The sequence below is a fragment of the Rhodobacter sp. SY28-1 genome (assembly GCF_005222785.1).
Lineage (GTDB): Bacteria > Pseudomonadota > Alphaproteobacteria > Rhodobacterales > Rhodobacteraceae > Tabrizicola.
In genome coordinates, this window is the sequence record NZ_STGH01000004.1 from 42875 (window position 1) to 65957 (window position 23083).

Consider the following 23083-nt stretch of genomic DNA (forward strand, 5'->3'; position numbering starts at 1 on the left):
ATGTCCAACATCGACTGGACCCGCGCCACGAAGTATTTCCTGCTGATGGACTTCATCAAGGGCTTCGGCCTTGGCATGAAGTACTTCTTCGCGCCGAAATCGACGGTGAACTACCCGCATGAGAAGGGGCCGCTCTCGCCCCGCTTCCGCGGCGAACACGCGCTGCGCCGCTATCCGAACGGCGAGGAACGCTGCATCGCCTGCAAGCTGTGCGAGGCGGTCTGCCCGGCGCAGGCGATCACCATCGACGCCGAACCGCGTGAGGACGGCTCCCGCCGCACCACGCGCTACGACATCGACATGACCAAGTGCATCTACTGCGGCTTCTGCCAGGAGGCTTGCCCGGTCGATGCCATCGTCGAAGGCCCGAACTTCGAATTCTCGACCGAGACCCGGGAAGAGCTGTTCTACACCAAGGAAAAACTCCTTGCGAACGGCGAGCGCTGGGAAGCCGAGATCGCCCGCAACCTTGAAATCGACGCCCCGTATCGGTGAGGCCCCATGACCGACGACTTCGCCAAGATGTTTTCCGCCTGGATGGAGCAGGGCCAGAAGATGGCCCAGGCCTTCATGCCAGGCATGGAGAATTTCGACGCGAAGGCGATGGAGAAGTTCTTTCCGGCGATGCCGAAGGAACTTCTGGAGATGTGGTTCGGCAAGACCTTCAACCCGGAAGGCCTGGATGCGCGGACGCGGTTTCTGGTCACCATCGCGGCGCTGACCGTGCTGGGCCCGGTGGGTGAGCCGCAGTTGCGGATGACGATCAAGAACGGGCTGGCCGCCGGGGCCACCAAGCGCGAGGTCGCGGAAGTGATCTGGCAGATGTCCATGTTCGGCGGCGTCCCCGCCATGCAGAAGGCGCTGGAAATTGCCCAGTCCGTCTTCGCTGAGACCCCTGAGGAGAAAGACGCATGACCGTCTTCAGTTTCGCCTTCTACATGTTCGCCGTGATCACGGTGCTGTCGGGCCTGATGGTCACCCTGTCGCGCAACCCGGTGCATTCGGTGCTGTGGCTGATCCTCGCGTTCCTGTCGACCTCGGGCCTCTTCGTGCTTCTGGGGGCCGAGTTCGTGGCGATGCTGCTGGTGATCGTCTACGTCGGTGCCGTGGCGGTGCTGTTCCTGTTCGTGGTCATGATGCTCGACATCGACTTTGCCGCGCTCAAGGGGGAACTGGCGCGCTACATGCCGCTGGGCCTGCTGATCGGTGTGGTCCTTCTGATGCAGGTCGCCATCGGTGTGGGCGTCTGGCAAGTGGCCGACGGGGCAGAGGGGCTGCGTCAGGCGGTTGCTCCGGCGGAGATCGAGAACACCCGGGCCCTGGGCCTCTTGATGTACGACAAGTATTTCCTGCTGTTCCAGCTGGCGGGCCTGATCCTGCTGGTTGCGATGATCGGGGCAATCCTGCTGACCCTGCGCCATCGCAAGGACGTCAAGCGGCAGAACGTGCTGCAGCAGATGTGGCGTGATCCGGCCAAGGCGATGGAGCTGAAGGACGTGAAACCGGGGCAGGGGCTGTAAGCGCATGATCCGCGCGGCGATCATCCTTTCGATGCTGACCGGCACGGCGGCGCAGGCGTTGACGCCCCTGCCGCCCTGCGTCGGCATGGAAGCCGGGATGAACACCTATGACCTTTACCCGCTGGACCCTGATACCAATGCCAGCGGCGTGACGATTGAGGCGTATCAGGTGGACAGCAAGCCCGACGATACGCCGGAAGGGGTCTACCGCGACCAACCGGCGCCTGTCGCGGCGCTGAACGGCTTTTACGGTATCCGTGTTGTGCATTGTGCCAGCGGGACCTTCCACGCCATCGACACGCGGAACGGCCCGAGTGAAGTGGCGGCGGCTTTGGCGGCGACCGAGTTCCTGCGGGCATCGGTGAAGGCTGGAAAGCCGGTCAGCCGGGCGGACCTCGCTTCGGCCATCCGCGCCGTCTACGGCAAGCAGCTGCGACTGAAAGAGACGGAAGAGACCTGCGGCTGCAGCTTCTACTTCCCGGACCTGAAACCAAAGGGCATGACGCCCTTCGAAGACCGGACCGATACGGTCAGCACTTACTGAATACGGGCCGCGAGAGCCCAAGAGGGAACGAGAGATGGTGGGACTTGAACATTACCTGACGGTGGCCGCGGCGCTGTTCGTCATCGGGATCTTCGGGATCTTCCTGAACCGGAAGAACGTGATCGTCATCCTGATGTCGATCGAACTGATGCTTCTGGCGGTCAACATCAACCTCGTCGCCTTCTCGTCCTTCTCGGGGGACCTCGTGGGCCAGATCTTCACCATGTTCGTCCTGACCGTCGCGGCGGCAGAGGCCGCCATCGGCCTTGCCATTCTCGTCGTCTTCTTCCGCAACCGCGGCACCATCGAGGTGGAAGACGTCAACGTGATGAAGGGCTGACCATGCAGGTCGGAGAGAAGAACGTGTTCGAGATGCGGATCACCGCCCTACGGGGCCGGATGGTCGATCTGGAATGCGAGACATGCCACACCGCTGGGGCCGCCCCAGTGCAGGAATTCCCATCGACCCGCTGCGGATCGACCCGCTGCGGTGCTACCCAAGGCAGGACCGAGTAAATGGCAACGATCATCCTCTTCGCTCCCCTGATCGGGGCCCTGATCTGCGGCTTCGGCTGGCGCCTGATCGGCGAGAAGGCGGGGCAGGTCATCACCACGGCGATGGTCTTCCTGGCGGCGGCCCTGTCCTGGTACATCTTCCTGACCTTCGATGGCGAAACGCAGCAGATCGTCCTGATGCGCTGGATCGAAAGCGGCACGCTGGGGTCCGAATGGGCGATCCGGCTGGACCGGCTGACCGCGATCATGCTGGTCGTGGTGAACTCGGTCTCGGCCTTGGTGCATCTCTATAGCTTCGGCTACATGGCGCATGACGAGAACTGGGGCGAGCATGAGCCCTATCGGGCCCGCTTCTTTGCGTACCTGTCGTTCTTCACCTTTGCCATGCTGATGCTGGTGACCAGCGACAACCTCGTGCAGATGTTCTTCGGCTGGGAAGGCGTGGGCGTCGCGTCCTACCTCCTCATCGGGTTCTACTACCGCAAGCCCTCGGCCAATGCCGCCGCGATCAAGGCGTTTGTTGTGAACCGGGTCGGCGACTTCGGCTTCGCGCTGGGGATTTTCGCGCTTTATTACCTGACCGACAGCATCCGCTTTGACGATGTCTTTGCCGCCGCCCCGGCGCTGGCCGAGACGAACCTGACCTTCCTCTGGGCGGACTGGAATGCGGCGAACCTGATCGGGGTGCTGCTGTTCATCGGCGCGATGGGGAAATCGGCGCAGCTGATCCTGCACACCTGGCTGCCGGACGCGATGGAGGGCCCGACGCCCGTCTCCGCGCTGATCCACGCGGCAACCATGGTCACCGCAGGCGTGTTCCTCGTCTGCCGGATGTCGCCGCTGTACGAATACGCGCCCGAGGCCTCGGCCTTCATCACCGTCCTTGGCGCGACGACGGCCTTTTTCGCCGCGACAGTGGGTCTGGTGCAGAACGACATCAAGCGCGTGATCGCCTATTCGACCTGCTCACAGCTGGGCTACATGTTCGTGGCCGCCGGGGTGGGGGTCTATTCGGTGGCGATGTTCCACCTGTTCACCCACGCCTTCTTCAAGGCGATGCTGTTCCTTGGCGCAGGCTCGGTCATCACCGCGACGCATCACGAACAGGACATGCGGAACTACGGCGGGCTCCGGAAGAAGATCCCGCTGACCTTCTGGGCGATGATGATCGGGACACTGGCAATCACCGGGGTTGGTATCCCGCTGACGCATTACGGTTTCGCCGGGTTCCTGTCCAAGGACGCGGTGATTGAAAGCGCCTGGGTCGGGTCAAGCTATGCCTTCTGGCTGCTGGTCGTCGCGGCCTGCATGACCAGCTTCTATTCCTGGCGGCTGATGTTCATGACCTTCTACGGTGAGAGCCGCGCGCATGCGAACGGTCATGGCCACGACGACCACCATGGCGCGGTGCATGATGCGCATGGCCACGACGACCACCACCACGAGCCGCACGAAAGCCCGATGGTCATGCTGATCCCGCTGGGGGTCCTGGCGCTGGGTGCGGTCTTCTCTGGCATGCTGTGGTACAAGGTCTTCTTCGGTGAGGAAGCCGCTGTCCGCGACTGGTTCGGCATGGAAGCCGCCGCCCATGGTGACGCGCATGGCGAGACCGCCGCCGATCATGGCACCGAGGCCGCGACCGAAGCCCACAGCGAGACTGCGGCAACCGAGACTACGCCTGCAGAGGGCACGGTTGTGGATACTGAAGCCGCTCCGGCTGAAGGCACGGCAGTCGCAACCGAAGCCGCTCCGGCGGAACCCGTTGCGACCGAGGCTGCACCGGCCGAAGATCACGCTGCTGTCGAACCCGCTGCCGAGGGTCATGCCCCGGGCGTCGCCCCGAAAGGCGCAATCCTGATGCTGCCCTTCACGCCGGAAGAGCAGGCCGTGGTCGACACCCGTCTGGATGCCGAAAAGGCCGCCAAGGCCGAACATGCGCCGACGACGATGATCAACGCGGCGCATGTCGTGCCGTCCTGGGTCAAGGTCTCGCCCTTCATAGCGATGCTGATCGGCTTTGCGATTGCCTGGCTGTTCTACATCAAGGACCCCAGCCTGCCGCGCCGTCTGGCGGTGCAGCAGCGGCCGCTCTACCTGTTCCTTCTGAACAAGTGGTACTTCGACGAGCTGTATGACGTGATCTTCGTCCGTCCCGCCAAGTGGCTGGGCAACTTCCTGTGGAAGAAGGGCGACGGCAACGTCATCGACGGCTCGCTCAACGGGGTGGCGATGGGGGTCATCCCCATGCTCACCCGCCTCGCAGGCCGCGCGCAGTCCGGCTACCTGTTCCACTACGCCTTCGCGATGGTGCTGGGAATTGTTGCCCTGGTCACCTGGATGACGCTTTTCGGCGGCGCGAAGTAAGGGGCGCGCACAATGGAAAACCAGCTTCTCTCGATCATCACCTTCCTGCCGCTGGTCGCGGCGCTGATCCTCGCGCTGTTCATGCGCGGGGACGATGCGGCGGCGCGGCAGGGGGCGAAGTGGCTTGCGCTGTTCACCACCAGCGCGACCTTCGTCATCTCCTTGTTCATCCTGTTCCGGTTCGACCCGTCGAACACCGGCTTCCAGTTCGTGGAAGAGCGTCAGTGGATCCTGGGCCTGACCTACAAGATGGGCGTCGACGGGATCTCGATCCTGTTCGTGATGCTGACGACGTTCCTGATGCCAATCACGATCTATTCCTGCTGGGGCGTGGAGACGCGCGTCAAGGAATACATGATCGCCTTCCTGGTCCTGGAAACGCTGATGCTGGGCGTGTTCTGTGCCTTGGACCTTGTGCTCTTCTACCTCTTTTTCGAGGCAGGCCTGATCCCGATGTTCCTGATCATCGGCATCTGGGGCGGCAAGGACCGGATCTACGCGGCGTTCAAGTTCTTCCTCTACACCTTCCTCGGCTCGGTCCTGATGCTGGTCGCGATGATCGCGATGTATCTGGATGCGGGGACGACGGATATCGTCAAGCTTCTGGCGCATGACTTCGGGCATGAGACGTTCAGCGTCCTCGGCTTCCAAGTCGTCGGCGGCTTGCAGACCATGCTGTTCCTCGCCTTCTTCGCGTCGTTTGCGGTGAAGATGCCGATGTGGCCGGTCCACACCTGGCTGCCGGATGCGCACGTTCAGGCCCCAACGGCGGGGTCGGTGGTGCTGGCCGCGATCCTGCTGAAGATGGGCGGCTACGGCTTCCTGCGCTTCAGCCTGCCGATGTTCCCGGTGGGGTCCGACGTGATGGCCCCGCTGGTCCTGTGGATGTCTGCGATTGCCATCGTCTACACCAGCCTTGTCGCGCTGGCGCAGACCGACATGAAGAAGCTGATCGCTTATTCCTCGGTCGCCCACATGGGCTATGTGACGATGGGTATCTTCGCCGCCAATCAGCAGGGCGTCGACGGCGCGATCTTCCAGATGCTGTCGCACGGCTTCATCTCCGGTGCGCTCTTCCTTTGCGTGGGCGTCATCTACGACCGGATGCACACGCGTGAGATCGACGCCTATGGCGGGTTGGTGAACCGGATGCCGGCCTATGCGCTGGTGTTCATGTTCTTCACCATGGCGAACGTGGGCCTGCCGGGCACCAGCGGGTTCGTCGGCGAATTCCTGACGCTGATGGGCATCTTCCAGGTCAACACCTGGGTTGCTGCCGTGGCAACCTCGGGCGTGATCCTGTCGGCGGCCTATGCGCTGTGGCTGTACCGCCGCGTCGTCTTTGGCGACCTGATCAAAGAGGCGCTGAAGTCGATCACCGACATGGACCGGCGTGAGAAGGCGATCTTCGCGCCGCTCATCGCCATGACCCTGATCCTGGGCGTCTATCCGAGCCTGGTGACCGACATCATCGGCCCCTCGGTTGCCGCCCTCGTCACCGACTATCACGCCGCTCTGCCCGCTGACGGGGCCGAGCTGGCCATGCACTAAGGACGCCCAAGATGACCTCTGCAGATTTTCAGACCCTTCTGCCCGAGATCCTGCTGGCGGGTTATGCCATGGCCGCGCTGATGGTGGCAGTCTACACGACCAAGGACAAACTGGCGCCGATGCTGGTCTGGGCGACGGCGGGCCTGTTCGTGGCGCTCGCACTCTATATCGGCGGCACGGGCGAGGGCGAGCGGACCGTGTTCAATGGCCTGTTCACCGACGACCCCTTCGCGCGCTTTGCCAAGGTGACGATCCTTCTGTCGGCGGCGGCGGTGCTGGTGATGAGCCAGGACTACATGACCCGCCGCGACCTGCTGCGGTTCGAATACCCGCTCCTCGTCACCCTGTCGGTGGTGGGGATGATGGTGATGGTGTCGTCGGCCGACCTCATCACGCTTTACATGGGTCTCGAACTGCAATCGCTGGCGCTTTACGTAATCGCCTCGATCCGCCGAGACAGCGCGAAATCCTCGGAAGCGGGGCTGAAGTATTTCGTCCTCGGCGCGCTGTCCTCGGGCCTGCTCCTCTATGGCGCGTCGCTGGTCTACGGCTATGCCGGGACGACCCAGTTCGCGGGCATCTTGTCCACGGTGCAGGACGGCGTGCCGCTGGGCCTCCTCTTCGGCCTCGTGTTCATGCTGGCGGGGCTGGCGTTCAAGGTCTCAGCCGCGCCCTTCCACATGTGGACACCTGACGTCTACGAAGGCTCGCCCACGCCGGTCACCGCCTTCTTTGCGACCGCCCCGAAGGTCGCCGCGATGGCGCTGATCGCCCGGCTGGTGCAGGACGCCTTCGGTGGCATCCCGGGCCAATGGGGCCAGGTGCTGGCCGCTCTGGCAGTGGCTTCGATGTTCCTGGGCGCTGTGGCCGCAATCGGTCAGCGCGACATCAAGCGGCTGATGGCCTATTCCTCGATCGCCCACATGGGCTATGCGCTGATCGGGCTGTGCGTCGGCACGGCCTATGGCGTGCAGGCGACGATGATCTACATGGCGATCTACGTCACGATGAACGTCGGCACCTTCGCCTTCATCCTGTCGATGGAGCGTGACGGCCGTCCCGTGTCGGACATCGCCGGACTGAACCAGTTCGCGAAGAAGGAGCCGTTGAAGGCGCTGGCCATGCTGGTCCTGCTGTTCTCCCTTGCGGGCGTCCCGCCGATGGTCGGCTTCTTCGGCAAGTTCTATGTCCTGAAAGCTGCCGTCGATGCGGGCTGGGTCTGGCTGGCTGTCGCCGGGGCCGTCGCCTCGGTGATCGGCGCCTTCTACTACCTGCGCCTCGTCTACTTCATGTACTTCGGCGCCGAGCAGGAACCCGTCGACAGCCGCATGGCCCCGGTGCAGTGGGGCATGCTGGTGGCCGTGGCGGCGATCATGCTTCTGGGGATCGTGAACCTCTTCGGGATCGAAGCCCCCGCGGCGCTGGCCGCCGAAGCGCTTGTCCGCTGACGGCAGGGCAGGGCGCATCACCCTGCCCGAAATCGACAGCACCAACGCCGAGGGTTTCCGGCGGGCATCCGCCCTGCCGGGCCCGACTTGGATCCTCGCCGGGGTGCAGACTGCGGGCAGGGGCCGCCGGGCCCGCCCCTGGTCAAGTCCTTTGGGCAATTTCCACGGCACGCTGGTCCTGAAACCGACCGAGCCGCCCGAGACCGTGGCGCTGCGCTCCTTTGCCGCTGCACTTGCCCTGCGCGATGCCTTCGTGCAGGTCACCGGCCTGCCGCAAAGCTTTGCCCTGAAATGGCCGAACGACGTCCTCTGCAACGGCGGCAAGATTGCGGGTATCCTGCTGGAGTCCCAGGGCCTGAATACCGCCGACGCGACCCTCTGCATCGGCATCGGTGTCAACCTCATCGCCGCGCCGGATGCCGCAATGGTCGAACCCGGTGCCGTTCCGCCGGTCTCACTTCTCCAGGAAACCGGCCTTCGCCTCAGCCCCGAGGCCTTCCTCGACGCCCTCGCCCCCGCCTATGACCGCTGGGAGGCGCGGTTCACCACCGAAGGCTTCGCCCCCCTCCGCGCCGCCTGGCTTGAACACGCCGCACGTCTTGGCCAGAGGGTCGTTGCCCGCACTGGGGCCGAGACGCGCGAGGGCACGTTTGAGACGATCGACGCCCAGGGCAACCTGATCCTGCGCATGGCGGATGGCACGCTTGCCATCCCCGCCGCCGAGGTGTTCTTTTGACCGACGCCCAAAATTTTTCGGCGAAAAATTTTGGGCCCCGTTCCGGACTGGGGGCCTGAGATGCTTCTCGCCATCGACTGCGGCAACACCAATACCGTCTTCTCGATCTGGGACGGCGCCCGTTTCATCGCCACCTGGCGCATCGCGACCGACCACAAGCGCACGGCGGACGAATACTTCGTCTGGCTGTCCTCCCTCATGTCCCTGACGAAGACCGAGGCGACAGTGACCGAGGCAATCATCTCCTCGACGGTCCCGCGCGTCGTCTTCAACCTGCGTGTCCTCTGCGACCGCTATTTCGGTTGCCGCCCGCTGGTGGTGGGCAAGCCTGACTGCAAGCTGCCCGTTCCGCCAAGGGTCGACCAGGGCACCACGGTCGGTCCCGACCGGCTGGTCAACACCGTCGCCGGGCATGACCGGCATGGCGGCGACCTGATTGTCGTGGACTTCGGCACCGCCACCACCTTCGACGTGGTCGACACTGACGGCGCCTATATCGGCGGGGTGATCGCGCCCGGGGTGAACCTGTCGCTGGAGGCGCTGCACATGGCCGCCGCTGCCCTGCCGCATGTCGACGTGGCCAAACCCGCGAAGGCCATCGGGACGAATACGGTGGCCTGCATGCAGTCGGGCGTGTATTGGGGCTATGTGGGGCTGGTCGAGGGCATCGTGCGCGAAGTGCGCCGCGAACGCGACCGGCCGATGAAAGTGATCGCGACCGGGGGCCTCGCTTCCCTTTTCGCGCAAGGAACCGAGCTATTTCATTCCATCGAGGACGATCTGACCATGCATGGCCTCGTCCTGATCAACGACTTCAACAAGGACCAGCCATGAACCGCCTCATCTATCTTCCCCTCGGCGGCGCCGGCGAGATCGGCATGAATTCCTACGTCTACGGCTATGGTCCGAAGGGGAAGGAGCGCCTGATCCTCGTCGATCTGGGCGTGGCGTTTCCCGACATGGACACCTCGCCCGGGGTGGACCTGATCCTGCCCGATGTCAGCTGGCTGCACGACAAGCTGGACCGGCTGGAAGCGATCTTCATCACTCACGCGCACGAGGATCACATCGGCGCCCTCGCCCCCCTGTGGCCGCAGCTGGAAAAAAAGGTCTACTGCCGCCGCTTTACCGCCACCATCGGGCGGCTGAAGTTCGAGGAGGCGGGCCTTCCGGTCGACCAGATCGTCACCGTGGAACCGCGTCCGGCGACCGTGGAGGTCGGGCCGTTCAAGGTGCAGTTCGTGCCGGTGTCTCACTCCATTCCGGAAAGCTCGGCTCTGGTGATCGACACGCCTGCGGGGCGCATCTTCCACTCCGCCGACTTCAAGATCGACCATACGCCCGTGGTGGGTGAGGGCTGGGACGATGCCCGGATCACCGAGATCGTCGCCGAACGCCCGGTCAAGGCGATGACCTGCGATTCCACCAACGTCTTTTCCACACATGCCGGCCGGTCCGAGGCGACGCTGGCCGAACCCCTGACCGAACTGATCCGCAGCCGGACCGGCATGGTGGTGGCGACGACCTTTGGCTCGAACGTCGCGCGGTTGAAGACGCTGGCATTGGCGGCGCGTGCCGCAGACCGCACGATCTGTGTCCTGGGGCGGTCGATGAAGCGGATGCTCTCGGCTTCGGAAGAGGCGGCGGTGCTGTCGGGGTTCCCCAAGACCGTGACGCCGGAAGAGGCGCTGGAAGTGCCGCGCCGCAACCTTATGCTACTGGTCACAGGCTCCCAGGGTGAACGCCGGGCGGCTTCCGCGCAGCTGTCTCGCGGCAAGTATCTGGGGATCGAGATGAAGGAGGGGGATACGTTCCTGTTCTCCTCGAAGACCATCCCCGGGAACGAGCGCGACGTGTTGCGCGTCTGGAATGCGTTTTCCGAAATGGGCGTCCAGGTGATCGACGATCAGGGCGGGAAGTACCACGTTTCGGGCCACGCGAACCGGCCGGATCTGGAGCATGTCCACCGCCTTGTCCTGCCCGACATGCTGATCCCGATGCATGGCGAACACCGGCATCTTTCGGAACATGCTCGCATCGCCACCGAAAGCGGGATCGCGGCGGCCGTCGCTCCGAACGGGACGATGCTGGACCTGACGGGCGATGTGCCGGAAGTGGCGGAGTATGTGGAAACCGGGCGGCTTTACCTGGACGGCACGGCGATCATCGGGGCGCTGGATGGTGTGGTCCGCGACCGCATCCGGATGGCGCTGAACGGCGTCGTCACCGTCACGCTGATTCTGGACGAAACCGACACGCCGATGGGCGAGCCCTGGGTCGAACTGATGGGCCTGCCGCCAACGGGGCGGGGCGAACGGCCCCTGTCCGAAACGCTGGAGTCCGACCTAGACGAGGTCATCGGGCGGCTGGGCCGCAAGGTGATGGCCGACGACGGCAAGCTTGAGGAAGAGATCCGCAAGGTCGTCCGCCAGGTCGCGATGGAAGAGATCGGCAAAAAGCCCGAGGTGACGGTGGTCATCAGCCGGCTGGTGGCGGAATGACGGCTCCTCGCTTTCCTTCGGTTGCTCTTCGCTGAGGGTTGCGAAGACCGACCGAAGGAAGGGATGAGCCGCCCGTCAGCCTTCGGTGCCGGTGGCGGGAACTTCCTCGACCTCTTCGACTGGGGCCGCCTTCAGGGCAAAGCTGCGCAGGATGAAGTCGGGCACATGGTCGCCCATGCCGATGACCGAGGGCCCAAGGTCGCGATCGCGACGATAGTCGCGGCGTTCGTCCCGGTGGTCTTCGCGGGGTTCGCGCGGCTCGCGCCGGTCCTCTCGCGGCTCGCGGCGTTCGCCACGATCCCCACGGTCTTCACGGCGACGGTCGCCACCACGATCCCCACGGTCGGCCCGCGGTTCACGGCGTTCTTCCCGGCGTTCCTCGCGCGGGGCCTCCTCTGCCACCTCGGCCCGGGGCGCTGCGACCAGCGGCTCCATCGCCGCCACCTCGTCATGCGCCTTCACCGGACGTTCGCGGTCGCGGCTACGACCACCCCGTTCGCGGCCCTTGCGGTCGTCGCGCGGCGCACGGTCGGGCTTGCCTTCGCGCGTGTCGGGTTCGAAGCCTTCCGGCAGGGACCCACGCGGGATCTCGGTCTTGATGAGGCTCTCGATGGCCTTCAGATACTTGTCATCCGACGGCACCGCGATGGTGAAGGCCTTGCCCAGCCGCCCGGCGCGACCAGTGCGGCCGATGCGGTGGACGTAATCCTCGGGGTGGGATGGCACGTCGAAGTTGAAAACATGGCTGACCGCCGGGATGTCCAGTCCGCGCGCCGCCACGTCCGACGCGACCAACAGGTGCAGGGTCCCGTCGCGGAAGGCATCCAGCGTCTTCATCCGTTCGGACTGCGCCAGGTCACCATGGATCGGCGCTGCGTTGAAACCGTGCGATTTCAGCGACTTCGCTACCACGTCCACGTCCATCTTCCGGTTGCAGAAGATGATCGCGTTGGTGCAAGCCTCGCCCTCGGCCTTGATCAGCCCGCGCAACACGGCGCGCTTGTCGCCAAAGCTGCGGTCCTTGCGGACTGGCTTCACCTCGATGAGGGACTGCGTGATCGTCAGCGACGCCGTCGCCTGACGGGCCACTTCGATCTTGGCGGGGTCCTTCAGGAAGGTCTTGGTGATCCGCTCGATCTCCGGCGCCATGGTGGCGCTGTAGAACATCGTCTGCCGCTTGGGCGGGGTCAGCTGGAAGATGCGTTCGATATCCGGGATGAAGCCCATGTCGAGCATCCGGTCAGCCTCATCCACCACCATGATCTGGACGCCGGTCAGAAGAAGCTTGCCGCGTTCGAAATGGTCCAGAAGGCGGCCCGGGGTGGCGATCAGCACGTCCACGCCACGGTCGATCAGCTTGTCCTGCTCGCCAAAGGCCACGCCGCCAATCAGCAGCGCCTTGGTCAGCTTGGTGTGCTTGGCGTAGATGTCGAAGTTTTCGGCCACCTGGGCGGCGAGTTCCCGGGTCGGTGCCAGCACCAGTGACCGCGGCATCCGGGCGCGGGCGCGGCCCTGACCGAGAAGCGTGATCATTGGCAGCGTGAAGCTTGCCGTCTTGCCGGTGCCGGTCTGGGCGATCCCAAGAACGTCTCGGCCTTTCAGCGCTTCCGGAATGGCTTGGGCCTGGATCGGAGTGGGAGTCTCATAGCCGGCTTCAGTGACGGCCTGCAGCACGCGCGGGTCCAGCGCGAGGTCGGAAAATTTGGTCATTAGCGTCCTAATATATGCGGTATCGGACCGCATGAATGATGGGACGCATGTTTCCGGGCGCCCCGGCGTCTCGGCCACGTTGGCCGCCGGAGGCGCTTAGCGGAAAACGGTTGCAAGGTCAAGTCTGGGGCAATTGCGTGGACGTGAGGAGCCGAATCCACTAGCCTTCGCGCATTGCAGAGTCCCCATTTTCAACATCAATCCCATCAGGTGCATTATGAAATTCCCTTTCGTCCTGGCAGGCTTCTTGCTGGCCACGCCCACCTTCGCCGATATCTCCAGCACCGATTGCGACGCCAAGGGCTGTCCCACGGTGGTTCCCTTCGCCTCGACTTCGGACAGCCGCAGCTATGGCCTTCTGGTCGCCGCGCCAGACAGTGGCTGTGCGCATGTGCGCTTTCGGGTGCACGGGACCGGCGCACGCCTTTTGGGCCAGTCGCCGCCGCTTGCGCCCGGAGAACTGGCCGTCGTCCGCATTGGTCGCGGCTTTCCGCAGGGTGAAAACCAGGTGACCATCGCCTCGGTCGGTTGCGATACGCCCCCGGCCGCAGTCCGTCGGGTGATCCTGGCGAATGCGGGGCCGGACCACAGCTGGCGCGCGCAGAGGTTCTAGCCGTCGGAAGGGCCGGGGGGGGTGTCCGCGGCCTCCGGAGCAGCCTCAAGCGCCCGGTCAAGCCGGGCCATGTGCTTGCCCGCCCGCATCATGCCGATGCGGCGGAAGATGCCGCCCGGGTCCTGGTTCAGCCGCTGCAACAGATGGCAGGCGAGGGGGCCCACGACAGGGGTTTTCTGCGCCTCGTTCCAGATCTGCGCCAGAAGGTTGATGTCCAGCCCCCCGTCGCCCAGGTTGAAATGCGGCATGTCCAGCGGCAGTCTGCGATTCCGGGTGCGGCGGGTCGGAAAGGGTGTCGCGGCATCATAGCCGGAGTGAAGCCGCTCGAACTCATAAAGCTTCATCAGCGAAAACAGCACGTTGATCGACAGGCCCACCCGGCGCTGCGCTTCGGTTTCGCCGTGGTCGCCGAAGGTGATGGCCGAGGAGATCAGCCAGCGCCCCGGCAGGTCCGGCATCAGCTGCGGCCCGGCCTCGGCCCAGATGCGGCGGAAGAGGGCCGGGGTATGGGCCGGAAAGCGTGCCTTGCGCAGGTGCGCGATCAGGATGGCGTTCACGGCGGCAAGCTCCGGCTTTCCCGCCAGTTCGACCCGCATCTGGTGCAGCTTTTTCGCATGCAGCGTCTGCGGACCGTCCAGCGGCGGAAGCGTCGCAGGGATGCGGGTGGCGAGAAGGGGGGCAAGGTCCAGATCAGCTGCCGGGAACCAGTCGCGTGCCGCCAGTTTCAGCCGCCGCCGCCGTTGGTTCCAGACGCCGATCAGGCTGTCGGGGGCATCGGGATAGGTCTCGATCGGACCCTCTGCTTCGGGCGCCGGGTCTGACGGCAGATCGGCCAGGGGGTCCGGCGTCGTCATGATGCTTTGGACCTCCGCCGTTGCCTCGGGGGCGCAGGCTAGGTCGTCGCCCCGGACCGGTCAAGCGAACCTCAGACCATCATCTCCTTGGTCGCGGTGAGCTTCACGCCCGGATAGTCGCGCACCACCCGGTCGATGTCCCATTGCAGGCGGGTCAGGAACACCAGGTCCCCGTCGCTGTCATGCGCGATGTGGCCCTTGTTGACGTTGACCAGCTTTTCGATTTCCGCCTTGTCGCCGGAGATCCAGCGGGCGCTGGTGAAATTCGACCCCTCGAAGCGGACGGGCAGCAAATATTCCTGCTCGATCCGGCTGGCCAGCACGTCGAACTGCAAGGCGCCCACGACGCCGACGATGTAGCCCGACCCGATCATCGGCTTGAAGACCTTGGCGGCACCTTCCTCGGCGAACTGGGTCAGGGCCTTTTCCAGATGCTTGGCCTTCATCGGGTCCAGCGCGCGGATGGATTGCAGAAGCTCGGGCGCAAAGGAAGGGATGCCGGTGAAGCGGAGGTTTTCCCCTTCCGTCAGCGCATCGCCGATGCGCAGTTGCCCGTGGTTCGGGATGCCGATGATGTCGCCGGCCCAGGCTTCCTCGGCCAGTTCCCGGTCGGCGGCCAGGAACAGGACCGGGTTGGTGATCGACATCGGTTTCTTCGACCGGACGTGGTGCAGCTTCATGCCGCGCTCGAAATGCCCGCTGGCGAGGCGGACGAACGCCACCCGGTCGCGGTGTTTGGGGTCCATGTTGGCCTGGACCTTGAAGACAAAGCCGGTGACTGGGGTTTCGTCCGCGCTGACCTGACGCTCGGCCGCCTTCTGCGGCTGCGGCTCCGGCCCGTATTCGCCGATGCCGTCCATCAACTCCTTCACGCCGAAGGAGTTGATGGCGGACCCGAACCAGATCGGGGTCATCGAGCCGTTCAGGAAGGCCGTGCGGTCGAAGGCGGGAAGGAGCTCCCGCGCCATCTCCAGTTCCTCGTGGAACTTGGCCAGAAGGTCCGCCGGGATATGTTCGGCCAGTTTCGGGTCGTCGACGCCGGAAATCTGGATCGATTCCGCCACCTTGTTGCGGTCGGCGCGGTCCATGATCTCCAGCCGGTCGTGCAAGAGGTCATAGGCGCCCACGAAATCGCGCCCCGACCCGATGGGCCAGGAGGCGGGGGTCACGTCGATCGCCAGATTCTCCTGGATCTCGTCGATGATCGAAAAGGTGTCGCGGCTTTCGCGGTCCATCTTGTTGCAGAAGGTCAGGATCGGCAGGTCGCGCATCCGGCAGACCTCGAACAGCTTGCGGGTCTGGCTTTCGACTCCCTTCGCCCCGTCGATCACCATGATGGCCGCGTCGACGGCGGTCAGGGTCCGGTAGGTGTCCTCGGAAAAATCGCTGTGGCCGGGGGTGTCGACCAGATTGAAGCGATACTGCCGGAAGTCGAAGGACATTGCCGAGGCAGAAACCGAGATGCCCCGGTCCTGTTCCAGCTTCAGGAAGTCCGACCGCGTGCGCCGCGCTTCGCCCTTGGCGCGGACCTGGCCCGCCATCTGGATCGCGCCGCCGAACAGCAGGAACTTTTCGGTCAGCGTGGTTTTCCCGGCGTCCGGGTGCGCGATGATCGCGAAGGTCCGGCGGCGGGCGATTTCGGGCGGAAGGGGGGCGCGGTTCGACATGGGCGCGACATATCCGCCGCGCCCGCATTGCGCAAGGATTTGAGCCCGCGTCAGTTCAGCGGCATGCGGACGACCTCAGTCCCCGACGGGCAGCAGCGGGGGTCATTGTCCAGATAGGTCGAGACAGTGATCACCAGGGCGTTGCCCTCGACCGCCGCCGAAATGATGCTGCCCGGAAGCTCGATGGGGAAGAACGACTCGAACCGGTCCGGCGAGGCGATGAAGATCCAGTGCCGCGGATAGAAGGCATTTCCGCCGACGGGGGAAAAGGATGCCTCGACCAGATAATCCGGCGTTGCATCACCAATTATATTGCCTTCCCAACGCCTAATGCCGTTCAGGGCCTCGTCCGGGTTCATGGTCGCCTCGACGCTTGCCGAAACCGCCTCCGGCATCGGCTCGGAGTCGGGAACGGCTCGTAGTTCCTGGGCAGAGGCCGTGGAAGTGGTGGTCAGGAACAAGGCAAGGCAATAGGCAAGGCGCATCATCAACTCCGGCTATGGCAAGGGGAAACTGAACTGGTTCGGCGATTGTGTCGGTCCGGTGCTTGCGGATCAATTGCCTAAAGTCGAGACAGTCGCCGGATTTGCCCTGCGGCTATGTTAACGCTAGATGAACGGAAGTTTGTGCATCATTGGCGCAGTAGGGCAGTCAAACGAGACCATGAACACACTTTTCAACGCCGCAAAGTCAGTTGCCAAGGCCGCCCTGCGCAGACACTACGCACGGAACCACATCCTCGCTGCCCAGGCCAAGCTGGCCAAGCTGGAAGCAGCCTACGGTCCGCTGAACGCCACCGACCGTGCGCGCTGCGATGCCTATGCGGTCGAGGTGCTGGGCCACGCGAAGTTCGCCCACTGGCTTTACGTCTTTGCCCATGTTGCGGGCGAATACCGGGACGGCTGGATCCCCGACAACTTCTACGACGAATGTGTACTGCCGCATAACTCGGGCAATTACGGTGAATTGAGCAACCTGCGCGGCCTGAACTCTGTCCTTTTCGACGCGCCCGAATTTCCCGACATCGCCGCCTCCGTCAACGGGATGTACATGGGCCGCGACGGCAGGGTCATCCCGGAAAACCAGCTTGCTGAACGCCTGTTTCAGGACAGCGACCGGGTGATCTTCAAAAGCGACAGCTCGCAGTCCGGGGTCGGCGTCACCGTCCTGCGGCGCGAGGACTTCGATGCGGCCCGGGCACGGGCGCTCGGCCCGGGCCTATACCAGCGCTTCATCCGCCAGCATGAGCTGTTCGAGCGGCTTGGCAACTGCCCGGCCGTCGCGACGCTGCGGCTGACGACCGCGGCGAATGAGGCGGGTCAGGTCAGCTTGCGCGGCGCCTATCTGCGGTTCGGGCAGGGGACCGGCGACTATCTGCAATCCGCCGTCGAAGTGAACGCCGTCGTCGACCTTCAGACTGGCGAACTTGGCGCGACCGGCTACCTGCCCAGCTACCTGAAGATCGACCGGCATCCGCAGTCGGAGCTGCCCTTCGCCGGACATTCGGTCCCGAACTTCCGGGGCTGCCTAGACGCCGCACTCCGCTGCCATGCCCGCATGCCTTACGTCCGCTGCATCGGCTGGGACATGACCGTGGACGAGGACGGCGGGGTGCAGATCCTGGAATGGAATGGCGGCCACAATGGCATCAAGTTCACCGAGGCGACGCAAGGGCCCTGCTTTGCCGACCTGGGCTGGAACAAACTGCGTCGACCTGCCTGAAGGCGGGATTGTTTCGAACGGAAATTAGGGACCAGGGTATGAACAGTCTTCTTCATGTTACAAAGATCGCCGGAAAGGCAGTGTTGCGGCGCCATTACAGCCGGAACCATCTGAATGCCGCCCGCAGCACCCTGCAGAAAGTTGAAGCGCTTTACGGAGCGTTGAAACCCGCCGACCGCAGCCGCTGCGATGCCTATGCGCTGGACGAGCTTGGCCATGCGAAATTCGCGCCTTGGCTGTACGTCTACACAGTCGTGTTTGGCCAGTTCAGGGAAGGCTGGATCCCGGACAACTTCTTCGACGAATGCGTGCTGCCGCACAATTCTGGCCACCATGGCGAGCTTTCGCAATTCCGCAGCATGAATTCGATCCTGTTTGGAGCGCCCGAGTTTCCCGACCTCGCCGTGCAGATCAACGGGATGGTGATCGATCGCAGCGGCCGGGCCGTCCGTGCGCGGGACCTTGCCGATGTGCTTTTCGCCGAGACCGATCGCATCGTCTTCAAAAGCGACTCCACCCAGTCCGGTCTTGGGCTTGTGGTGCTTGACCGCGGGTCCTTCGATCCGACACGGGTGCGCGAGCTTGGGGCGGGCGTGTTCCAGCCCTTTGTCCATCAGCATGAAGCGTTCCAGCGCATCGGCAACAGCCCGGCGGTCACGACCCTGCGTCTGACGACAGCGACGGATGACGATGGAAAGCCGGAAGTGCGGGCGGCCTTCCTGTGCATCGGTCGGGCGAAGGATCAGCATATCCGTGCGGGAACCGATGTCCTGGTGCCCGTCGATCCGGCCACGGGCACGTTGTCTCCGGTTGGCTACATCCCCGATTGGCAGCGCACCGACCGGCATCCGGATTCGAACTGCCTCTTTGCAGGCTTTGAGCTTCCGGAGTTCGAAGCCTGCCGCGCAGTGGCCTTGCGCAATCATGCCCGTTTTCCCTTCGTGCGCTGTATCGGCTGGGATGTGACCGTCGACAACCACGGCGCGGTCCGGATCCTGGAATGGAATGGCGGTCATACCGGCATCAAGTTCACCGAGGCGACGCAAGGCCCCTGCTTTGCCGACCTCGGCTGGAACAAACTCCGCCGCCCGTCTTGAAATCTTCACTCCTCCAGTGCAAGGTGAGAACATAAATAGAACATTGGAGGATGACATGACACTACAACAGATTGCCGACGAACTGGTCGCCGGGTGCCGGGAAAACCGCACGCGGGAAAATCTCGACAAGCTTTATGCCCCCGATGCCGTCTCGGTCGAGGCGATGGACATGGGCGGCGGGGCCACGACTTCGGGGCTTGCCGGGATCCATGGCAAGCACGACTGGTGGGACGGCGCCTTTGTCACGCATGCCTTGACAGTCGAAGGACCTTTCCTGCACGGCGACGACCGCTTTGCCGTGATCTTCGGGATGGACACCACGAACAAGGCCACTGGCGAACGGACACAGGGCCGCGAGGTGGGGGTCTACCACGTCAAGAACGGCAAGATCGTCCGGGAAGAGTTCTACTATTCCACCTGAGGGCGCTTGCGGATGTTGCGGCGGGGTTCAACACGCCCCGTCGCCGCACAGCAATCGGAGTCGGGCATGCGCGGCGGCAAGGCCGTCTTGTGGTCTTGTCGCGGCGGTCCCGCCTGCTAGGCTTTGCCAAAAGCAGGAGTGCGGAAATGGATCTTGGCATCAGAGGAAAAAGGGCGCTGGTCTGCGCGTCGTCAAAGGGTCTGGGCAGGGGCTGCGCCGAGGCGCTGGCCGAAGCCGGTGTGGACCTGGTGATGAACGCCCGCGGGGCCGAGGCGCTGGAGGCCGCCGCCGTCGAGATCAGGGCGCGGCATCAGGTCAATGTCGTCACCGTCGCGGGCGACATCACCTCTGAAGCCGGTCGTGCGGCGGTGCTGGCACATGGTCCGTTCGACATCCTGGTCACCAATGCGGGCGGACCGCCGCCGGGCCTCTGGTCGGACTGGAGCCGTGAGGACTTCATCAAGGCGCTCGACGCCAACATGCTGACCCCCATCGCGCTGATGCAGGCCGTCCTGCCGGGCATGATCACCAAGGGCTGGGGCCGGGTGGTCAACATCACCAGCGTCTCGGTCAAGGCGCCGGTGCCGGTCCTGGGCCTGTCGAACTCGGCGCGCGCCGGGCTGACCGGCTTTGTCGCGGGCACGTCGCGGCAGGTGGCGGGCAAAGGGGTGACGATCAACAATCTTCTGCCCGGCATCCACGCCACCGACCGGGCCATCGCGCTGGACGGGGCGGTGGTCAAGGCGCGCGGGATCAGCATGGAGGACGCCATCGCCGAACGCGCCGCGACCATTCCGGCCGGGCGCTACGGCACCGCGGCCGAGTTCGGGGCGACCTGCGCTTTCCTCTGTTCCCAGCACGCGGGCTTTATCGTCGGGCAGAACGTCCTTTTGGACGGCGGGGCGACCAACGCAACGCTTTAGGCGTAGCGCACCGGGCGGCGCCCCGGATCGACGACACCCAGCGTGGCCAGCGTGCTGGCACCCAGAACCCAGGCCCAGGCCCCGGCCCCCAGCATCCGGGTGGTCACACCGCTGGTGTCCGATCCGGAGAAGGACAGGCTTCCGTCCGGCTGTCGCAGAAGCAGGAACAGTGCCCAGGCCACAAGGGCTACGGGCAGCACGCCGGTCAGGAAGGCCAAGAGGCGCGACTCGCGACCGATGAGGGCGAAAAGTATAAACATCGCGGCCAGCACGAAGGAACAGCCATAGGCGATCGTCTCGGGCCTTGCATCGGCAAGGATCGCCTGCGCCCCTTCGGCATCCAGCGCGCGCAGCACGGTCCAGGGCACGACGTTCTCGCCAAAGGGCGAGGACAGCCAGGGCAGGAAGAGGCTGGTCAGAATGGCAATGGCCGCAACAATCGCAAGAGGACGGGACAGCATCGCAGCACCTGTCGGTTAACCAATTCTGCAAGGCAAGCACCAGAGGTGATTCCCGTCAAATTTCCCAACAAATATGGGTCGAATTGGATCGGACCCCGCATCAATCCCCGATTGCGTTCCGGCTTTGATGCGGCCTGATCCCTAGTTGTCGGTCTCGGGTCCCGGCTCTGGTATTGCCCGTCAGGACCAGCGCTGCTAGGGGAAAGCCTGACCGATTTCGTTGAGTATCCATGCCCGACCGTCCCCCTCTTCGTCTGGAAGTGTCGAACCTCAGCCGGTCCTTCGGCGGACGGATGGTGGTCGACCAGGTGTCGCTGGCGGTGGCCGCAGGGCAGGTGACTTGCCTTCTGGGGCCTTCGGGCTGCGGCAAGTCCACCACGCTGCGGATCATCGCCGGGGTCGAACGCGCCGATGCGGGCGAGGTGCGGCTGGACGGGCAGACTGTAGCCGGTCCGGGTGTGCATGTCCCGCCCGAGGTGCGCTCGGTCGGGCTGATGTTCCAGGATTTCGCCCTGTTTCCGCACCTGACAGTCGCCGAGAATGTGGGCTTCGGCCTGCGCATCGACCGGGCGGAAAAGGCTCGGCGGGTAGATGCACTTCTGGAGAAGGTCGACCTGACCGGCTTCGGGCCGAAGCATCCGCACGAACTCTCGGGTGGCGAGCAGCAACGGGTGGCGCTGGCGCGGGCGCTAGCCCCGAACCCGCGCGTCATGCTGATGGACGAGCCTTTCTCGGGTCTCGACAACCGGCTGCGCGATGGCATCCGCGACCGGACGCTGGACCTGTTGAAAGAGGCAGGCGCGGCGGTCCTTCTGGTCACGCATGAACCGGACGAGGCGATGCGGATGGCCGACGAGATCGCGCTGATGCGCGGCGGCCGGATCGTCCAGAAGGGCGCGCCCTACAACGTCTACAACGCCCCTGTCGACAAGGCCGCGGCGGCCTTCTTCAGCGATATCAACGTGATCCGGGGCGTATCGCGCGGGGCGCTGACCGAAACGCCGTTCGGCGCCTTCCTGACCCCCGGTCACAAGGACGGCGCCGCAGTCGACATCGTCATCCGGCCCCAGCATCTGCGCATCGACTTTGACCGCGGGGGCAGGGGGCCGAACCCCACGCCCGAGGACGGCACGCCCGCGCGCGGCACGGTCCTGCGCAGCCGCTATCTGGGCCGCGAAAGCCTGGTCGATTTCGCGATGGACTTCGAAGGTGCCCGACTGACCGCCTCGGTCCCCGGGGTGTTCCTGCCGAAGCCGGGGACGGTCCTCTGGCTGATGATCCGCCGCGACCGGTGCTTCGTCTTCGGGGTCTGACCGCAGACGTCAGCCGCCATGCAGCAGCCGCCAGTCGGCCAGGGTGGTGCCGGGGTCGTCGGGGAAGGGTTCCCCCGTCAGGCGCAGCGCCTCGATCCGGTCGACGCGGAAACTGCGCAAGGCCAGCCGCGTTTCGCACCACGAGGCCAGCGTCCAGACGCGGCCCCAGAATTCCAGGAGCAGCGGCCGGACCACGCGTTCGGTCGGTTGGCCCGTGCTGTCGACATAGACGATCACCACCCGCTGGCGCAGCCGGATCGCCTGACGCAGGCTTGGCAGATGGCGGGCGGCGGCCAGCGCCTCGCCGCCCGGAAACACCCAGGTCTCCTGCCCGATCCCGTCCAGAAGGCGCGCGGGCAGCACTGCCGTCACCTTGCCCAGCAGGCTTTCGGCCGCCCGGGTCAGTGACGGGTCGGCCCCCCGCGTCACCAGTTGCAGTCCCAGCGTCAGGGCCTGCACTTCGTCATGCGTCAGGGTCAGGGGCGGCAAGGTCACCGGCTCGCGCAGGATATAGCCCACCCCGCGCTCGCCCTCGACCGGCAGGCCCGAGGCGATCAGCGTCGCCATGTCGCGCCAGAGCGTCCGGGTCGAAACCTCCAGCCGGTTCGCCATGTCCCGCGCGGTGTGCAACCGCCCGTCGCGCAGGATCAGGATCAGTTCGAACAGGCGGTCGGTGCGGCGCATGGCGGCAGGGTGGGCCTGGGGTCAGGCCAGCGTCAAGGCCAGCTCTTCATGGCGCATCTGCGCGGAAGGGCCATCAATCAGCGCCATGAACGGGGCGAAGGCGGGGTCGGCCATCACCGCCTGCGGAGCGGCCTCGGCCTCGGCCATGCTGGCCCAGGTCACCGCGTCGGTCCAGCGCCCGTCCGGGCCCCTGGACAGCTGGCGGGACAGGAAACCCGGCTGGCGCCGCACCAGCGCCTCGGTCCCGCGCGCGGCGGTCAGGAAGGCGGTCTCGTCAGCGCCGGGGACCAGGGTGAAGGTCACATACTCGATCACGGTCGGCTCGGGGGGCATCGTCATCTCCATCAGTTGCGATGCAGACGGTGTGACAGGGGGCAACTGACAAGGGTCTGTCAGCAACAGTGGGGCGGGGCCAAAAGTCTTCGAAGACTTTTGCAG

25 protein-coding genes are annotated in these 23083 nt (G+C 64.8%); 18 read left to right on the forward strand and 7 right to left on the reverse strand.

The features are described 5' to 3' along the window. Genes nuoI through E8M84_RS19315 form a run of 12 tightly spaced genes read left to right on the forward strand, consistent with a single transcriptional unit; the run spans position 1 to position 11180 of the window. Positions 1 to 495, forward strand: a complete 495-nt coding sequence (gene nuoI, locus E8M84_RS19265; protein ID WP_137112873.1) for an NADH-quinone oxidoreductase subunit NuoI — start codon at positions 1 to 3, stop codon at positions 493 to 495. Positions 496 to 501: 6 nt separating this feature from the next. Beyond that, entirely contained in the window at positions 502 to 915 is a 414-nt protein-coding gene (locus E8M84_RS19270) for a carboxymuconolactone decarboxylase family protein (protein WP_137112874.1), read from the forward strand. Then, positions 912 to 1520, forward strand: coding sequence for an NADH-quinone oxidoreductase subunit J (locus tag E8M84_RS19275; protein WP_137112875.1), 609 nt, complete (start codon positions 912 to 914; stop codon positions 1518 to 1520). The genes E8M84_RS19270 and E8M84_RS19275 overlap by 4 nt, the downstream gene beginning before the upstream one ends. Positions 1521 to 1524: 4 nt before the next feature. Continuing rightward, complete coding sequence (locus E8M84_RS19280; RefSeq protein WP_137112876.1) at positions 1525 to 2064, forward strand: hypothetical protein; 540 nt, start codon at positions 1525 to 1527, stop codon at positions 2062 to 2064. 34 nt (positions 2065 to 2098) lie between these two features. Continuing rightward, the gene (gene nuoK / locus E8M84_RS19285; protein ID WP_137112877.1) at positions 2099 to 2404 is read left to right on the forward strand and encodes an NADH-quinone oxidoreductase subunit NuoK; all 306 of its coding nucleotides are present in this window, start codon (positions 2099 to 2101) and stop codon (positions 2402 to 2404) included. 2 nt (positions 2405 to 2406) lie between these two features. Next, the gene (locus E8M84_RS21580) at positions 2407 to 2580 is read left to right on the forward strand and encodes a hypothetical protein (RefSeq protein WP_170972005.1); all 174 of its coding nucleotides are present in this window, start codon (positions 2407 to 2409) and stop codon (positions 2578 to 2580) included. After that, positions 2581 to 4944 (forward strand): NADH-quinone oxidoreductase subunit L, encoded by a 2364-nt coding sequence (nuoL, locus tag E8M84_RS19290; RefSeq protein WP_137112878.1) that lies wholly within the window; start codon positions 2581 to 2583, stop codon positions 4942 to 4944. A gap of 12 nt (positions 4945 to 4956) precedes the next feature. After that, on the forward strand, positions 4957 to 6495 hold the full coding sequence (locus E8M84_RS19295) for an NADH-quinone oxidoreductase subunit M (RefSeq protein WP_137112879.1): 1539 nt from the start codon (positions 4957 to 4959) through the stop codon (positions 6493 to 6495). A gap of 11 nt (positions 6496 to 6506) precedes the next feature. Further along, a complete protein-coding gene (nuoN, locus tag E8M84_RS19300) occupies positions 6507 to 7943 on the forward strand; it encodes an NADH-quinone oxidoreductase subunit NuoN (protein WP_137112880.1) in 1437 nt (478 codons plus the stop codon). Next, the gene (locus tag E8M84_RS19305) at positions 7933 to 8679 is read left to right on the forward strand and encodes a biotin--[acetyl-CoA-carboxylase] ligase (RefSeq protein ID WP_137112881.1); all 747 of its coding nucleotides are present in this window, start codon (positions 7933 to 7935) and stop codon (positions 8677 to 8679) included. Before nuoN ends, E8M84_RS19305 begins: the two co-directional genes overlap by 11 nt. 60 nt (positions 8680 to 8739) lie before the next feature. Continuing rightward, the gene (locus E8M84_RS19310) at positions 8740 to 9513 is read left to right on the forward strand and encodes a type III pantothenate kinase (RefSeq protein ID WP_137112882.1); all 774 of its coding nucleotides are present in this window, start codon (positions 8740 to 8742) and stop codon (positions 9511 to 9513) included. Continuing rightward, positions 9510 to 11180, forward strand: coding sequence for a ribonuclease J (locus tag E8M84_RS19315; protein WP_137112883.1), 1671 nt, complete (start codon positions 9510 to 9512; stop codon positions 11178 to 11180). The genes E8M84_RS19310 and E8M84_RS19315 overlap by 4 nt, the downstream gene beginning before the upstream one ends. Before the next feature lie 75 nt (positions 11181 to 11255). On the opposite strand, the gene E8M84_RS19320 is transcribed toward E8M84_RS19315, so the two are convergent. Next, positions 11256 to 12890 (reverse strand): DEAD/DEAH box helicase, encoded by a 1635-nt coding sequence (locus E8M84_RS19320; protein WP_137112884.1) that lies wholly within the window; start codon positions 12888 to 12890, stop codon positions 11256 to 11258. A 217-nt stretch (positions 12891 to 13107) separates the two neighbouring features. On the opposite strand from E8M84_RS19320, the gene E8M84_RS19325 reads away from it, so the two are divergent. Then, on the forward strand, positions 13108 to 13503 hold the full coding sequence (locus E8M84_RS19325) for a hypothetical protein (protein ID WP_137112885.1): 396 nt from the start codon (positions 13108 to 13110) through the stop codon (positions 13501 to 13503). Here E8M84_RS19325 and E8M84_RS19330 read toward each other — a convergent pair. From E8M84_RS19330 to E8M84_RS19340, 3 genes are all read right to left on the reverse strand, one after another. Next, positions 13500 to 14357, reverse strand: coding sequence for a hypothetical protein (locus E8M84_RS19330; protein WP_137112886.1), 858 nt, complete (start codon positions 14355 to 14357; stop codon positions 13500 to 13502). The genes E8M84_RS19325 and E8M84_RS19330 overlap by 4 nt on opposite strands. A 71-nt stretch (positions 14358 to 14428) precedes the next feature. Beyond that, positions 14429 to 16024 carry a peptide chain release factor 3 gene (locus E8M84_RS19335; RefSeq protein WP_137112887.1) on the reverse strand — a complete coding sequence of 532 codons (1596 nt, stop codon included), beginning with the start codon at positions 16022 to 16024 and terminating at the stop codon, positions 14429 to 14431. 50 nt (positions 16025 to 16074) lie between these two features. Beyond that, a complete protein-coding gene (locus E8M84_RS19340) occupies positions 16075 to 16512 on the reverse strand; it encodes a hypothetical protein (protein WP_137112888.1) in 438 nt (145 codons plus the stop codon). Between the two features lie 175 nt (positions 16513 to 16687). Between E8M84_RS19340 and E8M84_RS19345 the strand changes: the two genes are divergently transcribed. From E8M84_RS19345 to E8M84_RS19360, 4 genes are all read left to right on the forward strand, one after another. Then, positions 16688 to 17746: a sugar-transfer associated ATP-grasp domain-containing protein gene (locus tag E8M84_RS19345; RefSeq protein WP_170972006.1), complete on the forward strand. Its 1059-nt coding sequence runs from the start codon at positions 16688 to 16690 to the stop codon at positions 17744 to 17746. A 38-nt stretch (positions 17747 to 17784) separates the two neighbouring features. Then, positions 17785 to 18843 (forward strand): sugar-transfer associated ATP-grasp domain-containing protein, encoded by a 1059-nt coding sequence (locus E8M84_RS19350; protein ID WP_170972007.1) that lies wholly within the window; start codon positions 17785 to 17787, stop codon positions 18841 to 18843. Between the two features lie 55 nt (positions 18844 to 18898). Continuing rightward, a complete protein-coding gene (locus E8M84_RS19355; protein WP_137112891.1) occupies positions 18899 to 19264 on the forward strand; it encodes a nuclear transport factor 2 family protein in 366 nt (121 codons plus the stop codon). A 146-nt stretch (positions 19265 to 19410) separates the two neighbouring features. Further along, on the forward strand, positions 19411 to 20187 hold the full coding sequence (locus E8M84_RS19360) for an SDR family oxidoreductase (RefSeq protein WP_137112892.1): 777 nt from the start codon (positions 19411 to 19413) through the stop codon (positions 20185 to 20187). On the opposite strand, the gene E8M84_RS19365 is transcribed toward E8M84_RS19360, so the two are convergent. After that, entirely contained in the window at positions 20184 to 20648 is a 465-nt protein-coding gene (locus tag E8M84_RS19365; protein WP_137112893.1) for a hypothetical protein, read from the reverse strand. The two genes, E8M84_RS19360 and E8M84_RS19365, sit on opposite strands and share 4 nt — an antisense overlap. 230 nt (positions 20649 to 20878) lie before the next feature. Between E8M84_RS19365 and E8M84_RS19370 the strand changes: the two genes are divergently transcribed. Continuing rightward, positions 20879 to 21961, forward strand: coding sequence for an ABC transporter ATP-binding protein (locus E8M84_RS19370; RefSeq protein ID WP_137112894.1), 1083 nt, complete (start codon positions 20879 to 20881; stop codon positions 21959 to 21961). A gap of 9 nt (positions 21962 to 21970) precedes the next feature. Here the strand turns inward: E8M84_RS19370 and E8M84_RS19375 are convergent, their stop codons facing one another. Both E8M84_RS19375 and E8M84_RS19380 read right to left on the reverse strand, forming a co-directional pair. After that, on the reverse strand, positions 21971 to 22645 hold the full coding sequence (locus E8M84_RS19375) for a YafY family protein (protein ID WP_137112895.1): 675 nt from the start codon (positions 22643 to 22645) through the stop codon (positions 21971 to 21973). Positions 22646 to 22666: 21 nt separating this feature from the next. Further along, positions 22667 to 22978 (reverse strand): hypothetical protein, encoded by a 312-nt coding sequence (locus E8M84_RS19380; protein ID WP_240790455.1) that lies wholly within the window; start codon positions 22976 to 22978, stop codon positions 22667 to 22669. Between the last annotated feature and the right edge of the window lie 105 nt (positions 22979 to 23083).

Bases quoted from the DNA above. Each gene is read 5' to 3' on its own strand.
- nuoI (WP_137112873.1), top strand. From the start codon at position 1: ATGTCCAACATCGACTGGACCCGCGCCACGAAGTATTTCCTGCTGATG.
- E8M84_RS19270 (WP_137112874.1), top strand. From the start codon at position 502: ATGACCGACGACTTCGCCAAGATGTTTTCCGCCTGGATGGAGCAGGGC.
- E8M84_RS19275 (WP_137112875.1), top strand. From the start codon at position 912: ATGACCGTCTTCAGTTTCGCCTTCTACATGTTCGCCGTGATCACGGTG.
- E8M84_RS19280 (WP_137112876.1), top strand. From the start codon at position 1,525: ATGATCCGCGCGGCGATCATCCTTTCGATGCTGACCGGCACGGCGGCG.
- nuoK (WP_137112877.1), top strand. From the start codon at position 2,099: ATGGTGGGACTTGAACATTACCTGACGGTGGCCGCGGCGCTGTTCGTC.
- E8M84_RS21580 (WP_170972005.1), top strand. From the start codon at position 2,407: ATGCAGGTCGGAGAGAAGAACGTGTTCGAGATGCGGATCACCGCCCTA.
- nuoL (WP_137112878.1), top strand. From the start codon at position 2,581: ATGGCAACGATCATCCTCTTCGCTCCCCTGATCGGGGCCCTGATCTGC.
- E8M84_RS19295 (WP_137112879.1), top strand. From the start codon at position 4,957: ATGGAAAACCAGCTTCTCTCGATCATCACCTTCCTGCCGCTGGTCGCG.
- nuoN (WP_137112880.1), top strand. From the start codon at position 6,507: ATGACCTCTGCAGATTTTCAGACCCTTCTGCCCGAGATCCTGCTGGCG.
- E8M84_RS19310 (WP_137112882.1), top strand. From the start codon at position 8,740: ATGCTTCTCGCCATCGACTGCGGCAACACCAATACCGTCTTCTCGATC.
- E8M84_RS19315 (WP_137112883.1), top strand. From the start codon at position 9,510: ATGAACCGCCTCATCTATCTTCCCCTCGGCGGCGCCGGCGAGATCGGC.
- E8M84_RS19320 (WP_137112884.1), bottom strand. From the start codon at position 12,890: ATGACCAAATTTTCCGACCTCGCGCTGGACCCGCGCGTGCTGCAGGCC.
- E8M84_RS19325 (WP_137112885.1), top strand. From the start codon at position 13,108: ATGAAATTCCCTTTCGTCCTGGCAGGCTTCTTGCTGGCCACGCCCACC.
- E8M84_RS19330 (WP_137112886.1), bottom strand. From the start codon at position 14,357: ATGACGACGCCGGACCCCCTGGCCGATCTGCCGTCAGACCCGGCGCCC.
- E8M84_RS19335 (WP_137112887.1), bottom strand. From the start codon at position 16,024: ATGTCGAACCGCGCCCCCCTTCCGCCCGAAATCGCCCGCCGCCGGACC.
- E8M84_RS19340 (WP_137112888.1), bottom strand. From the start codon at position 16,512: ATGATGCGCCTTGCCTATTGCCTTGCCTTGTTCCTGACCACCACTTCC.
- E8M84_RS19345 (WP_170972006.1), top strand. From the start codon at position 16,688: ATGAACACACTTTTCAACGCCGCAAAGTCAGTTGCCAAGGCCGCCCTG.
- E8M84_RS19350 (WP_170972007.1), top strand. From the start codon at position 17,785: ATGAACAGTCTTCTTCATGTTACAAAGATCGCCGGAAAGGCAGTGTTG.
- E8M84_RS19355 (WP_137112891.1), top strand. From the start codon at position 18,899: ATGACACTACAACAGATTGCCGACGAACTGGTCGCCGGGTGCCGGGAA.
- E8M84_RS19360 (WP_137112892.1), top strand. From the start codon at position 19,411: ATGGATCTTGGCATCAGAGGAAAAAGGGCGCTGGTCTGCGCGTCGTCA.
- E8M84_RS19365 (WP_137112893.1), bottom strand. From the start codon at position 20,648: ATGCTGTCCCGTCCTCTTGCGATTGTTGCGGCCATTGCCATTCTGACC.
- E8M84_RS19370 (WP_137112894.1), top strand. From the start codon at position 20,879: ATGCCCGACCGTCCCCCTCTTCGTCTGGAAGTGTCGAACCTCAGCCGG.
- E8M84_RS19375 (WP_137112895.1), bottom strand. From the start codon at position 22,645: ATGCGCCGCACCGACCGCCTGTTCGAACTGATCCTGATCCTGCGCGAC.
- E8M84_RS19380 (WP_240790455.1), bottom strand. From the start codon at position 22,978: ATGCCCCCCGAGCCGACCGTGATCGAGTATGTGACCTTCACCCTGGTC.